Below are 14,792 nucleotides of genomic sequence, written 5' to 3' on the forward strand. Positions count from 1 at the left end.
ATTAAAATGACAATTGCACTCCAAAAGCATAATTGCGCGTTCTTGGATAAGCATTGTAATCAATATTTGGTGTTAATCCTGTTTCCAGATTGATGTCTGGATCGTACCCTGAATAGTTCGTCCAAACAAATAAGTTGCTTCCTGTAGCATATAGTCTAATTCTGCTGAATCCCACTTTTGAACTGTTTTGTTTTGGAATGGTATAACCAATGCTCAAAGTGTTTAATCTCAAGAAAGAACCATCTTCAACAGCATAAGACATAGCAATAGGACGTCCAATAGAAACAGGATTCCACATCGTAGCATTTTCGTTTTGTTTTGCCAGCTGTTCAGGCGAATAGCGAAGATCGTTACCCATGTCATCATAATTTCTCCAACGATTGTTCAATCCTACATCCATACTGAAATTGTTTTGGTTGTTCTGGAAGAAAGAAGTCGTCATAATCTTATTGGCGTTATAAACATCAAACCCTGACATGAAATTGAAAAATGCGGTTAAGTCGAAATTTTTCCAAATCGCATTTACACCAAAACCTCCAGAAAAATCAGGATTTGTGTCTCCGATAACCTTTCTGTCCTTATCTCCAATTACATAGCTATTTGGGTCTGAAGGATCAACAGGAGTCAGTTTTTTAAATTTAGCATTTCCTGGAACTGGATCTCCCGAAAGATTTTTTGAATTGGCCACACCCTCTTTTAATTTCCAAGTTTTAGTTACTGCATCAAAAGATTCAAAGTCATCCATTGTGTAGAAACCATCGTTTACGAAACCATAAATCAAACCTTTTGTTCCGCCTACGTAAGCACGATAATCATCATCATTTAACAATTGTGTTCCTGCCCAGCCCGAACTTAAAATCCATTCTTGTTCGCCGCTCGCCAGTTTATCAATTTTATTTTTGTTATAACCAATATTAAAAGTCAAATCAACTTGAAAGTCTTTTTTCTTAATTACACTTCCGTTAATTGCAAATTCGACACCTCTATTAGAAGTCTGCCCAACATTGGTCATCATTTTGGTAAAACCAGAAACCGAAGCAATATCAGATGGCACTAATAAATCTTTTACTTTATTATGATAGAAATCTAAAGTTCCTGTAAGCCTTTCTTTGAAAAACCCAAAATCTAGACCTACGTTTGCCGTATAAGTTGTTTCCCATTTTACGTTTGGATTGTTCAGATATTTGTCGTTATAAAAATTATAATAGTAATGGTTTTCTTCTCCCCAACCTACAGAACGATCTCTAGATACACCGTAATATTTTGCATATAAATCGCCTTTAATTCTATCGTTACCCGAAGCTCCATAACTCAAACGAAGTTTTAAGTTCGAAACCGTCTCGCTATTTTTTAGGAAACTTTCATTCGAAACCCTCCAAGCAAAAGCTCCCGCTGGAAAAACTCCCCATCTGTTGTCTGGGCCAAATTTTGTAGAACCGTCCGTACGCACTGTAAACGTAAATAAATAACGATCGTCATAACCATAATTTGCTCTTCCAAAAAACGACGAAATTCTATTTGGAGATTCTGCATTTGAACCATTATCAAAAGGAGTTCCCAAAGCTAGATTGTCTAAAGCTTTCTCTCCAGTTATGTCATCAGGAAAATAACGGGTGCGGAAAAACTTAATTGAACTTTCCTGATCTTTTATCTCCTGTCCAACCATCAATTGAAAATCGTGGCGTTCTTTTAATTTAAATCCGTAGTTTAATACGTTATTCAGCTGCCAGCGTGGCGATTGGGTCATAGACCAATATGTTAGAGGCATATTGTTATTCTCTAATGCAGTTTTAGTATCTGTTCCCCAGAAACGTCCGTCTTCCTGATATTTATATTCGTAACCGAATGAAGAACGAAGGGTTAATCCTTTTTTGATTGTCCACGTTAAAGCTCCAGTAGTGTTAAATATTCTCGTAGTACGTTTACGATAGTTTTTCTCTGCTTCTTCGAATGGATTAAAACGAGGTTTAATTTCATAATCGTCTGGATCAAAATAAGTATTATCTTCAGGTAAAGTCATATAATCTTCTAAGCCTCCTGTTGGCGCCTCACGTAAAGCTCTAAGCAAGCTCACTCCATCTGTTCCAGAACCGTCTATGGTTTGATTGGTTAAACGGGTTTGATATTCGAACGTAAGATTGTCTGTTAATTTTGAATTTAAAATCAGATAAATATAATTCTGACGCATTCCAGTTCCAACCAAAACGCCAGGTTGATCCTGATTTACAAACGTAAATTTGAATTTCGTTTTCTCGCTTCCGCCATTTACATTAATATCTGTGTATCTCGCGATTGGATTGCTTCCGAAAATTTCATTTTGCCAATCTGTACCTTTATTTCCTTTGTAAATGTAAAATTCGCTTGGTTTGCCATACATATTATAAAATGCAGTTGGGTTAGAAGTTCCCTTACGCGCAAACTCGTACTGCATCATCACAAATTCATAAGGATCCATAACATCCAAATGATTGGCAAGCGTTTTAATTTGTGTATAGTTATGAATGTTTACCGAAACTTTTCCAGCTTTTGGAACTTTAGTTGTAACAATGATAACTCCGTTTGCTCCTCTTGCACCATAAACGGCTGTAGACGCAGCATCTTTCAAAACTTCTACCGATTCGATATCTGTTGGCGGAATATCATTTAAGTTGGCAACCTCAAAACCATCAACCAAGATTAATGGCGAATTGTCTTCTGTAATAGATCCTCCTCCACGAATTCTAATTTTCACTTCAGACCCTGGCGAACCATCAACTGTTGTAACCTGCACTCCAGGAAGTCTTCCCGTCAAGGCTTCAGCTACGTTTGATGTTGGTACTTTTGCTAATTCGGTACCTTTTATACTGGCAACCGCTCCAGTTAAGTTTTTACGTTTTTGCGTACCGTAACCAATTACAACAACTTCATTTAACTCGCTATTCGATTCTTTCATTGTTACTGTAATTCCAGATACGCGTCCTTTTAATGGCACTACTTCATCATTCATTCCAACAAATTTGATAATCAAAACCGCTGTTTCTGGATCTGCTACTGTGATACTGAATTTCCCATCAAAATCGGTAACTCCATTGGTTTTTTCATTCTTTACCATAATTGTTGCGCCAGGAATACCTCCCATGTTATCTCTAACCGAACCGCTCACGGTTACACGCTTCTGAGCATAAGCACCTCCTGCCAAAAATAGGACGGCTAAAATGCTCCAGATATATTTTTTTATAGTCATAACTAGAATATTTTTTTATTTGATTAAAAGCCTTTGTTTGAATTTTACGATAAAACACAGCCTAGTTTAGATTATAACTTTCTGTGGCTATCATATTACTATTTCAGTAAATTCAATGGCGGCTAATAGTATTTGGTTTTAGTTTATTTTGACAAGAAGTTTATCAAGGTTCATTTATAAGGAAGTCGACACTTGTTACTTTACTGCCTTCAATAGCAAAAGTTCCTTGCAATTCTTTTGTTTTCACAACTTCCATATTCTGGTTGAGGCATTCTATTTTAACACGAACGTTATTTGCCTCTTCTCCTGTTTGAAATAAAACAAAATCATCTGTGTAGTTTATCCCTCCACTTGTTGTTGCTTTGCTTCTAGTTACAAACATGTCTTCTTTTATGTAAGTTCCGTCGACCACTTTGTAGCCACTTCTCTTCACCAAAACTGTAGTTTTAATTGTGGTATAACTTTTATCGGCCACAATGTCTAAAGTCTTCAAACGAAGAATTCCCGTTCGCGTAACAATATTCAGCGTCAATGGTTCTTCAAATGGTGAAGCATAAGGCATCGCATCTGATAAATTTACTGGCTGGTTTGCCAATGCAGGCTGTGGAACAATTAATTCGTTAAGGTTCGTTGGAGATGGAACCATTTGCTCGGGATAATCTGTTGCTATCAATTTGTATTTTCCATCGTCTAACGAAAAAGGATAAAGCGAACTGTAGTTAGCAAAATATCCTCCGTTTTCCTTATACACAAAAACAGGTCTAGTTGAAATGCCTACATTTAAATTCCAAGGTTCTCCGTTTAATTGAAAATCTAGCTTTTTAACTGTATGGCTTTCATATTTAAGGTCGTCACTAGAGCAAGAATTAAGAAGAAAAAAAATCCCCGCTCCAAGAATCATATTTTTGATCATTTTCATATCTCTAAAAATTTAAAAACGATGAAAATTTTCTGTTTGATTCATATTTAGGACTACAGTCCAAAATAGGCAGTTGAATGTTAAATTTAGTTTGGTTCATAATTTTGGTTTTAAGGTTAGTTAGTTAAAAATCAATTAAGATTATGAAGCAAAACTAGAAATCGCATATCTGATAATGGGGTATTTTTTGCTTTTCGAAACGGTACAAATCGCTATTTAAGCACTCAGAAACAGTTATTCAATAAATTTTCTTACTTTTTTTTATACAATGCAAAAAAAACAACATCAATAAAAAGAGATATCGCAATAGCTTATTTAAAGACTTATTTTTGATTATTTTATTTTCTTTAAAAAAGAAGCCTCATTAAAATAATGAGGCTCCTATATAAATAGTCTTTATTTAAATAACTGAATCAATTAAACTGTCGACGATATTCTGCTGGAGTATGATCATACTTTGCTCTGAAACATTTTCCGAAGTATTTTAGATCATTAAAACCTACTTCAAAACAGATTTCCTTTATCAATAAATCATCTTCTTTCAAAAGTCTTGCAGCTTCACTTAATCGCATGTCTCGAATGAAAACAACGGGAGAAGCGCCTGTAATGCTTTTGAGCTTATTGAAAAAACTAGCGCGTGACATGCACATTAATTTCCCCAATTCGTCAACAGAAAAATCAGAATTTGACATGTTTTCTTTAACGAATTCAATAACCTGAAACATAAATTTCTGGTCTTTATTGGATATTTGAAGTGGTTCTTCTTTGAAAATTTCGATTGTGCTTCCGCTAGAAAACAATTGCTGCAAACGGGCACGCTGATCTAGAACATTTTTTACCCTTGCTTTTAACAGACTAACATTAAACGGTTTGGTCACATAATCGTCTGCTCCATATTCTAAACCTTCCAATTTGCTTTCAATCGATGATTTCGCGCTAAGCAAAATAACAGGAATATGGCTGGTTGCTAAATTATCTCGAATGGATTTCAGCATTTCGATTCCGTCTTTTTCTGGCATCATGATATCGCTAATAACAAAATCTGGCAAAATCTCTTCTGCTTTTATGTAACCTTCATCGCCATTTTCGGCAGTATAAATCGTGTAATCGCTTTCTAAAATAGAAACAATAAAAGCGCGCAATTCTGGATCATCTTCTACAACAAGTCCAATCGGATGCTCTCTAGCAGATTCTTCTATAATTATTGCTTCTTGTTCCGTTTCGAAATCTTGATTTATTTCATCAGAAAAATGCTCTTCCGTTTCTTCCAATAAAATATCAACATCGTCTTTAAAGTGCTGATAACCTTTTAAAAATGCAATTTGAAAACTGCTTCCTTTTCCTTGAGTACTGTCAATTAAAATTTCAGCTCCATGTTTATCGGCAATATCTTTAATAATAGAAAGTCCAAGACCTGTACTCGGATTAGAAAAGTTTTCGTTGTAATTTGAAAAACGCACAAATAACCTTTTTTGAAGTGTCGGACTAATTCCTGGTCCATTATCGCTTACGGTTAAAAAGACATGTTTCTCAGATTCTTCGACTTTTACCTCTATAGAATCTCCTTTGTTGCAATATTTAAAAGCATTAGAAAGTAAGTTGATTAAAATTTTATCCAAACTGTCTGGATCTACCCAAATTTTTGATTCTGACGAATTAATATCAACTTTCAAATTTATATTGCTCTGCGTACTCATCTCACTAAAATCTTCACACATTTGAGATACAAATTCTCCCAGATTGATTTCGCGAATAGCCAGTTTTTTATCTTGCACTCTTCTCAAATCCAAAATCTGATTGACTAGGTTCAATAATTTATTACTGCTTTTTTCAATAATACGAAGCTGCCCTTTTGCCGAATCTTTCAAATCATCATCTGCAAGCATCACTTCCAAAGGCGCTGCAATCATAGTAAGCGGCGTGCGAATTTCATGGGAAATATCAGTAAAGAATTTCAGTTTCAATTCGCTCATTTGTTTTTCCAGCTTCACATCATTTCGAAGTTTCAAAATAGTAATAATGGCTCTTCTTGTTAGAAAAAACAAACCTCCCGCTACTATCAAATAGCAGAAATAAGCAAAATTAGTTCCCCAGATTGAAGGTCGAATCGTGATCTTAATTCGCCTTTCGTTGTTCATCCATAAATTATGTCCGTTAGTGGAAGAAACCAAAAGCGTATAACTTCCTCTGCCCAAATTGGTATAGTTAATAGACTGTCCGCCTTTAATGTAGTTCCATTGTTTATCAATACCTTCCAATTTGTAGCGGTACACAATATTTTCGCTTTTTAAATAATCCAGAGCCGAAATTTGAACTCTGAAAAAATTCTGATTGTGTTCCAGCGTAACTTCTTCCAGCAAATCAGGATTTTTTGGAGTTTCAGGATTTATTTCGTGTAATTCTTTATTATTCACCAAAAATCCAGAAATCGCTAAATAAGGTTTAAAATGGAAAGGTTTTATATTTTCTGGTTTGAAATAAATAACGCCATTAGAATAACCTACCGCTATTTCTCCATTTAAAAGTTCGCATTTTGTTGCCTCAGAAAATATCTCGGTTCCAATAATTGATTTTAATTCTGGAAACGTTTCGGCGCTGTTTTTTTTATGGTCAAAACGAACAATCTGATTGTCGCTCATCAGCCAGATTTTACCCGCTTTATCTTCCTGAATGGCTACAACTCCTTCAACTGGAAAAGAAACCATTTCATTCCAAATAGATTTAACGTTCAATTGTCCTTTTTTATCTAAATCTGCCATTATCAATCCCATGCCGTTGGTTGCCAATGCCATCTGATTGTCATGGGTGATTAGAATATCCAAAATATCATTTCCTGAAACTTGAGAATATTCATTAAATTTTATTTTGTTTGTCGATTTAGTGTCTTCCGAAAAAGAAAACAATTTATAGGATGAAATAAAAAATATCTTATGGTTTTTGTTTTCTACAATCGAACGGACTTTGTCTGCTGTTTTTATTGGATAGTTTCTTAATTCATTTTTAAAATTAATGAATTGAATTCTGCCGTTTGATTCACGAATAATATTGACCCCGCCACCCCAAGTTGCAATATAAATCTGTCCGTTTGAAGCTTGAAAGATTTTAAAAACATCATCTGAGTTTAAACCGTAATTGTCATTTTCATTGTATTTATAATGAACAACTTTATATTTAAAAGGCTGATCAGTTGGAGATAGGCAAAATAATCCATTTCCTCTAGTTCCTACCCAAATTCTGCCTTTGTTATCCTGAAGCATACTGTAAATATCGGCTCCCCAACCCGGTCCTGAAGAAGATAATGTTCCGTCAGAAGCCAAAAATCCGATTTTCTTTTTTTGACTGTCAAACAAAGCAATTTTTTCTTTACGGCTTGCAACCCAAAGATTTCCACTATTATCTTTCATCAAACTTCGCACGTTGTGTTTATGATGATCATTTGAAGAATCGAGATTTAGAGTCGAAAAATTACTGTTGCTAAAAGTCACCAAATCTAGTCCTTGTTTAAAAGAGCAAAACCAAAGATTTCCTAATCGGTCAAACATTGCCGTATGCATTAAATCTGAAACCGACTCTTTTGATTCGTTAATGCATCTAATGATAGAAGAAAGTTTATTATTTTTTTCATCCCAATAAGAAAATGGAGCATTTCCAGATTGTATCCAAACCGTTCCATTTGGAGACGTAATCATAAAACTTTTCCTTTGTCCTCCAGCTGTTGCAGAGTCACTGTAATCAACAGGCATGCGCGTGATCTTTTTGGTCAGCAGATCGAACTGAAACACACCTTCTCCTTGAGCTTCAAACCAAAATTGTCTGGAACGTGTTGAGCCTAAATAATTGATTTTTTTGTTTGGAAATCCCGCTAAAGTTTTGTTGTTATAGGCATCTAACTTTCCTGTTTTCAGATCGTAAAAATAAAAAATCTGCCCTGCTGTTATTATAAGCATTTTAGTATTGGCAACAAGTTCGGTATAAATGATATCTTCTTTAATATCAAGCAGAAAGTCAAAAAATGTACTTGCTTTTTTATTATAACGTGCCAGTTCTCCATTGTTTCCTCCAAAGATGATATCTTCTTTGGTCTCTAAAAATGAATTGTACAAACAAGGTTTTCCATTAAAAAAGAAATATTGAGGCTCTCTGCCAGACTTGTCTAATCTGCAAGTGCCTGCTTCAGTAAAAAACCAGGTTGTTCCCTGTTTATCCTCATAAATATCACGGATTTTTCCACAGCGCTTTGTCGGATCAAAGGCAATTTTCCTAACTTCTTTATTTTTTTCAAAAGCAATCACATAATTTTTCTCTTCGGGAAAAAGCCAAACTCTTCCCGAAGGCATTACCTTAAAATCTACAAATGCAATATTTGCAGTCTTTAAGGGCGCGACTTCAATTGGATAATGAAAACTTAGCTCGCGAGTGTCAAAATAATAAATATCATTTTTCTCAGACTGAATCCAAATTCGGTCGCTATTATCAAACTTAAACTTGAAAACGCGATTGGAAATTAAATTCAGAGAACTGTTCTGTTTTACTCTAAATTTCTGAAATGTGCTTCCATCGTAACGAATCAATCCGTTAAAAGTAGAGAGCCAAATAAATCCCTTTTTGTCTTGCTGAATATCAAGAATACGAGATTGCCTTAACTTTAAATCGTTTGCAAAATGAGTCAGTGTACCAGAAGGCTGCGCATTGCACAGAACACTTATCCAGCAAAAAAAAAATACGAGTAGATTTCTTTTCATTTAAAACTTTATAAAATTAAGTAGATCACAAAAATATCAAAATTCTTTTCCTAACCTAGGAGAAGTGACTATTGCAGCAAAATACCACCATAAAAATAGCAATTTGTCTCCCTTCTTCATTTTCAGCAAAAATCATAAATTATTAATGTAAAGCTTTATAGCATACTTTAATTAGTAATTTATCCCAACTTTAGAGGGATAAAAATCTAATTTTGTAAGTCAGCAGAAAACAAAATAGCTTTTTGCTTTACTATTGATGTTTGCTCATTCGCATTCCTGTTGTAAAAACAGCGAATCAAAAAATAATAAACCTAATACTATCCAAAACCTATGAAAAGAAAATCCATAGTTATTGCGTTACATTTTTTTGCTTTAACCACCTTTGCGCAAGAAAGTTTTCCGTACAAAAATCCAAATCTGCCAACAGAACAGCGTGTCAATGACTTGGTATCGAGAATGTCATTAGACGAAAAAATAAATCAGTTAATGGATTCTGCTCCTGCAATTGACCGTTTAGGAGTTCCAGAATACAACTGGTGGAACGAATCGCTGCATGGCGTTGCTCGCGCAGGATTTGCCACTGTTTTTCCGCAATCCATTTCAATTGCTTCCTCTTGGGACCGCCAGCTGATATTGGATGTTGCAAGCGCAATTTCTGATGAAGCTCGTGCCAAACATCATGAATATCTACGAAGAGGACAGCACGGAATGTATCAGGGATTGACTTTTTGGTCACCTAATGTGAACATCTTTCGCGATCCGCGCTGGGGACGCGGACATGAAACGTATGGGGAAGATCCGTTTTTAACAAGCCAGTTAGGTCTTAATTATGTAAATGGCCTTCAAGGCAATAACGAAAAATATTTAAAAGTAGTTGCTACAGCCAAACATTATGCTGTGCATTCTGGCCCAGAACCGTCCCGTCATTTTTTTGATGCGAATACAAGCGATATTGATCTTTATGAAACCTATCTTCCTGCCTTTAGAACTTTGGTAAAAGAGGGACATGTTTATTCTGTAATGGGTGCATACAACCGTTTTAGAGGGGAGTCGGCCAGTGCAAGCCCTTTTCTTTTTAATATTTTGAGAAATGTCTGGGGATTTAAGGGCTATATCGTATCAGATTGTGGCGCTGTCACGGATATTTGGAAATATCATAAAATAACAAATGATGCCGCAAGTGCTTCTGCATTGGCGGTAAAAAATGGTTTAGATTTGGAATGTGGAAGCAGTTTTCAATCTCTGAAAGAAGCCGTTGACCGTAAATTAATTGCTGAAGCAGACATTGATACTGCCGTGAAGCGTTTATTTACTGCTCGCTTTAAGTTAGGAATGTTTGATCCAGATGAGATTGTTCCTTTTGCGCAGATTCCGTATTCAGTCAACAATAATGCGGCTAACGATTTTCTTGCCAGAACGGCTTCGCAAAAAAGCATTGTTCTTTTGAAAAATCAAAATAACGCTCTGCCGCTTTCTAAAGATATCAAAACGATTGCCGTTATTGGACCGAATGCTGATGACATTCAATCTTTATGGGGAAATTACAGCGGAGTTCCAAGTAATCCTGTTACCGTTTTAAAAGGAATTCAGAATAAATTGGAGCCAAATGCTAAAGTTTTATATGCTAAAGGAACTGATTTAGCAAAAGGAGTTCCTGAAATGAAAATTATACCATCAATATATTTCCAGAATGAAAACGGAACTCAAGGTTTAATTGGAGAATACTATGACAACCGCGAATGGAACGGAAAACCTCTTTTTACTCGTATAGACGACAATGTTGATTTTCATTGGGATATCAACACACCAGATCCTCGTTTGAAAATGGGCAACTATAGCGTGAAATGGACTGGTTATCTAACGGTTCCTAAAACGGGAACTTACAATATTTCAGAATGGTCGAAACCTTTTATGACTGTTGAAATTGAAGGCGGAAAAACTACTGGAGGAAAAAATAATCATCATCCGCGTTTTCGTCCACAGAAAATCGATTTAGAGGCGGGCAAAAAATATAAAATAGAAGTTAAATACCAAAACTTCTATGGAGATGCCATTGCACAGCTATTATGGGCAGAATCTGAAGAAGGCTTATTACAAAAGGCAGTCCAGACAGCAGAGCAAGCAGATGCCGTAGTTCTTGTTTTAGGACTGAATGAGCGTCTGGAAGGCGAAGAAATGAAAGTGGAAGCGGATGGTTTTAATGGTGGTGACCGAACCAGTTTGGATCTTCCTGCTAATCAAGAAGAACTTATGAAAGCGGTTAAAGCTACGGGAAAACCTGTGGTATTAGTTTTAATTAATGGAAGTGCACTTTCTGTAAATTGGGCCAATGATAATCTGCCTGCTATTTTAACGGCGGGATATCCAGGGCAGCAAGGCGGTAATGCGATTGCAGATGTTCTTTTTGGAGATTACAATCCAGCTGGAAGGCTTCCTGTAACGTATTACAAATCTGTAGATCAGCTTCCTAAATTTGAAAATTATGATATGGAAGGCAGAACTTATAGATATTTTCATAAAACACCTCTTTATCCTTTCGGATTTGGTTTAAGTTACACGACTTTTAAATATTCTAATTTACAGCTTCCTAAAGATTTCAATTCTGATGTAGATTTTAATGTCTCTGTTGATATAACCAATACAGGGGAACGTGATGGAGATGAAGTGGCTGAATTGTACATTAAAGACGAAAAAGCCTCAACTCCACGTCCGATATGCCAGTTAGAAGGTTTTGAGCGAATTCATCTTAAAAAAGGAGAAACAAAGACCGTTACTTTTACCATTACTCCAAGACAGCTTTCTATGATAAATAAGAAAAAACAGAGAGTTGTAGAACCTGGCTGGTTTACCATTTTCGTTGGAGGAAAACAACCAGATGGATCTAGTGATATTCAAAGTAGAAGAATAAATTTTAACGGAAAAACCATAACCCTTGAAAATTAGGTTTTTACAAACTATAAAACTAGCTATTAACTATTGTTAGTATTTACAATAAACCCAAACCTCGCTTTCGCGGATTATGCGGTTTTTATTATTTATTTTATTGTGGTTTCGGTCTACGGTTGTACCGTAGACCGTAGACCGCAAACGTAAGCAAGATGTTAAAGCTTACTTTTTTGCTGAAGGAAATTTAACATGGTGCGCAATTGGAGCTTCTCAAATTGCTTCTAACATGCGTAAATGTGCCAATAATCTGCGCAGGAAATATCGTTACCTCATCGAGTATACTTATGATTTTATGATAGCCACGATTTCCTTAAACCCTTTTGATTCCGCATGCTGTAATGGGGTTACGCCATCGTGGTCAGGGATATCCATTTTCGCTCCTGCATCTTTCAAAATTCGAACAATCTGCTGGTATTTCAAGCTTCCATCTCCTAATACAATAGCCTCCATTAAAGCGGTCCATCCTAAGCGGTTAATATGATCAATCGGATAGTACTTAGTATTTGCAAGCAATCTCACTGTTTCAATATGACCACGTTCACAGGCAGGTATAAGTGCAGATCCATTATAGCGGTTGAAAATATCAAAACGTGCACCATTGTTCAAAAATAACTGTACCAATTCAGTCTGACCACTTGCACCAGCATACAGAAAAGCGCTGTCCTTATTCTCAGCTTGCTGGTTCACATCTGCTTTATGCTTTACTAAGATCTTCGCCATTTCAACTTGCTTACCCATTGTAGCAATAAGCAGCAGAGAACGTTTATTACTATCCGTGGTATTTACATCTGCTCCATTCTCTAAAGCTTTCACAACTCCTAAGGTATCATTCTGATACACCAAATGCAGGATATCTTTTTGCATAATTTCATTTTTTTTTAAAGCTCTGGCTAGCTGGCAGGAACCAACAGAGATTATTAGTGTTATTAAAAGGACTATACTATTTTTCATGGACAGGTAAATTAGAAAAAATATTTACATTTTAAGTCAGATATTTTATTGGCAATATACATAAAACTCCTTCTGTGCAACAACTGGTATCAATAAGAATCAAATCGGCATAATTGTTCTAAGAAGCGTCACTGCGCAAATGCAAACAATTGAACTAACCTCATCTTATTATTTCTTGGATTGCCAAAATCTATCTTTCCCCTCTGCAATCCATTCTAGAGATTGCACAATTCTTTTATTTCTGGTTTCATCTGTTTTTGCGTCTGCAATCCAGATAATATAATTTTTACGGAATGATGGTGATTTACTTTCAAAAATTTCAGTTGCTTTGCCATCCTTCTTCAATGCATCTATAAATTCTTGAGGAGCGACAACTTCGGCAGCTGATTTTTCTTTTACTGGTTTGGGTTTAGGAGTGCCGTTCTCATTTAAAACCATTGCTTCTTTAATATATGCAGTTAGTTTTTCTTTGTTTGGCAGTTCAGATAAGTCTTTTATCTTGTCTAAATATCCAAATTTCTTGCCTGCCTGCACGCTTGCCTGAATCTCTTTGTCTTTCATTAATTCAGCTTTATACAGACTAAATGAACAATGCTGTTTAAAACCGCCCATCATAACTAGATGATCGCCTTTATAAGAATAATGTGGTGTTCCCCATTTAATATTTTCCTCTGCCTCGGGACAGGCGCTAAAAATTATCTCTCGTAAATGGCTTAAAATAGGCTTTGCAAAGTCAGCCATTTTTGCAATGTAAGCTGTAACGTCTTTGTTATAATTTTCCATTGATTGAACTATTTATTTTGTGATGAAATTTCACAACATTTAAACTCTAATAAACTATAATACAAAATAGTACCCTTTTTTTCTCTTAAATTATGACAACCCAAATTGCTCTAATTTATAACAAATCTACTAAAACGAAAATATATTTTTATCCTTAAATATAACATTAAATATAAACATTCTTTCTTAGTGTAAAAGCTTCATCTGAGATAAGAATTTAAACTGCAAAAACATTATTAAATAAAAAAAACAACCCGAAAGTTGTTTTAATTTTATTCTATTATTTCTTAATTATCTGCAAATGTTTGACAGAATAATAATCGCCTAAACCTTTGATATATTATCATTTAAAATTCCATTCCAATGTCAAACCAAATGCTGCTGGAGTGATTTTAGCATTTTGTTCTGTACTGTACAAACCATTAGCTTTTCTGTCGGCGGTTGATGCTGGATTGTATCCAACATAAGACTGATTCTTGTTTTGATCAAGTATGGTTCCATATCCGTTTTCGAGAAACATCGCAGCATATAAAGCATTCTTTTTACCAATATCAAATGTAAATCCGAACTCAAAAGAGCTCATAAAAATACCTTTTGTTTCGTATTCTCCTGATCCAGAATAACTGCTTCCCTGCCCTATTCCATATTCTGGCAAATCATTAATTGTCAAATTAAAATCAGGGTAATAAGCACTACCATTTACATTCTCTGCAGTCGCTTTTATTTTATAACTAACCGGTAAAAAATACTTTACTCCTCCTCTAAAATTAAAATCAATCCCTTTGTTAATGTTCATTTTAAATTGCAAAAAAAGTGGGATTTGAAGGGCCTGCAATGTTTGTTTTTCTTTATAATTACTGGTAGTAACACTATAAATAAATGCCGAACCAGAAGCATCTACTTCATAATTTGTCAGTGTAGTAGAAGAAGAAACCAAAGATACATTTTGCTTGTATTGTGAGAATTCTAATCCTGATCCAATTCCGATGTTTTTTGTAAAGGAATAAATATATCCAGCTTTTACAGCTCCTCCCATTTTAGTTTCGGCTACTGTTCCTGCTACGTTACTTTCAAGACTAGCTGCTCCTGTTTGTACCCCTACGTAAAATTGAGCATTCGCAATTGTAGAAAAAAGCGCTAATATAATTCCTAATATGTGTTTACGATTAAATTTCATGTCTGTTATTTTTTACCAGAATAATCCATCCCCATTTATAAATAATGGGGA

At 35.2% G+C, this 14,792-nt stretch carries 7 protein-coding genes; 1 reads left to right on the top strand and 6 read right to left on the bottom strand.

Annotated elements, in window-relative coordinates; all coding sequences use genetic code 11:
- Position 1: 1 nt before the first annotated feature.
- From OZP10_RS22470 to OZP10_RS22480, 3 genes are all read right to left on the bottom strand, one after another.
- The gene (locus tag OZP10_RS22470; RefSeq protein WP_281632881.1) at positions 2 to 3,223 is read right to left on the bottom strand and encodes a SusC/RagA family TonB-linked outer membrane protein; all 3,222 of its coding nucleotides are present in this window, start codon (positions 3,221 to 3,223) and stop codon (positions 2 to 4) included.
- A 163-nt stretch (positions 3,224 to 3,386) separates the two neighbouring features.
- Entirely contained in the window at positions 3,387 to 4,142 is a 756-nt protein-coding gene (locus tag OZP10_RS22475; RefSeq protein ID WP_281632882.1) for a hypothetical protein, read from the bottom strand.
- 413 nt (positions 4,143 to 4,555) lie between these two features.
- A complete protein-coding gene (locus tag OZP10_RS22480; protein ID WP_281632883.1) occupies positions 4,556 to 8,884 on the bottom strand; it encodes a hybrid sensor histidine kinase/response regulator transcription factor in 4,329 nt (1,442 codons plus the stop codon).
- Positions 8,885 to 9,214: 330 nt separating this feature from the next.
- Between OZP10_RS22480 and OZP10_RS22485 the strand changes: the two genes are divergently transcribed.
- A complete protein-coding gene (locus OZP10_RS22485) occupies positions 9,215 to 11,827 on the top strand; it encodes a beta-glucosidase (RefSeq protein ID WP_281632884.1) in 2,613 nt (870 codons plus the stop codon).
- Positions 11,828 to 12,112: 285 nt separating this feature from the next.
- Here OZP10_RS22485 and OZP10_RS22490 read toward each other — a convergent pair whose 3' ends face one another.
- The 3 genes from OZP10_RS22490 to OZP10_RS22500 all read right to left on the bottom strand — a co-directional run bounded on the left by OZP10_RS22490 (position 12,113) and on the right by OZP10_RS22500 (position 14,741).
- Positions 12,113 to 12,781, bottom strand: a complete 669-nt coding sequence (locus tag OZP10_RS22490; RefSeq protein ID WP_281632885.1) for an ankyrin repeat domain-containing protein — start codon at positions 12,779 to 12,781, stop codon at positions 12,113 to 12,115.
- A 168-nt stretch (positions 12,782 to 12,949) separates the two neighbouring features.
- Entirely contained in the window at positions 12,950 to 13,564 is a 615-nt protein-coding gene (locus OZP10_RS22495; RefSeq protein ID WP_281632886.1) for a YdeI/OmpD-associated family protein, read from the bottom strand.
- Between the two features lie 343 nt (positions 13,565 to 13,907).
- Positions 13,908 to 14,741 carry a hypothetical protein gene (locus OZP10_RS22500; protein WP_281632887.1) on the bottom strand — a complete coding sequence of 278 codons (834 nt, stop codon included), beginning with the start codon at positions 14,739 to 14,741 and terminating at the stop codon, positions 13,908 to 13,910.
- Between the last annotated feature and the right edge of the window lie 51 nt (positions 14,742 to 14,792).

It is taken from the genome of Flavobacterium luteolum (genome assembly GCF_027111275.1).
Classification (GTDB): domain Bacteria; phylum Bacteroidota; class Bacteroidia; order Flavobacteriales; family Flavobacteriaceae; genus Flavobacterium; species Flavobacterium luteolum.

Excerpts from the sequence above, each read along its gene's own strand:
- OZP10_RS22475 (WP_281632882.1), bottom strand. The coding sequence starts at position 4,142 with ATGAAAATGATCAAAAATATGATTCTTGGAGCGGGGATTTTTTTTCTT.
- OZP10_RS22495 (WP_281632886.1), bottom strand. The coding sequence starts at position 13,564 with ATGGAAAATTATAACAAAGACGTTACAGCTTACATTGCAAAAATGGCT.
- OZP10_RS22485 (WP_281632884.1), top strand. The coding sequence starts at position 9,215 with ATGAAAAGAAAATCCATAGTTATTGCGTTACATTTTTTTGCTTTAACC.
- OZP10_RS22470 (WP_281632881.1), bottom strand. The coding sequence starts at position 3,223 with ATGACTATAAAAAAATATATCTGGAGCATTTTAGCCGTCCTATTTTTG.
- OZP10_RS22490 (WP_281632885.1), bottom strand. The coding sequence starts at position 12,781 with ATGAAAAATAGTATAGTCCTTTTAATAACACTAATAATCTCTGTTGGT.
- OZP10_RS22500 (WP_281632887.1), bottom strand. The coding sequence starts at position 14,741 with ATGAAATTTAATCGTAAACACATATTAGGAATTATATTAGCGCTTTTT.
- OZP10_RS22480 (WP_281632883.1), bottom strand. The coding sequence starts at position 8,884 with ATGAAAAGAAATCTACTCGTATTTTTTTTTTGCTGGATAAGTGTTCTG.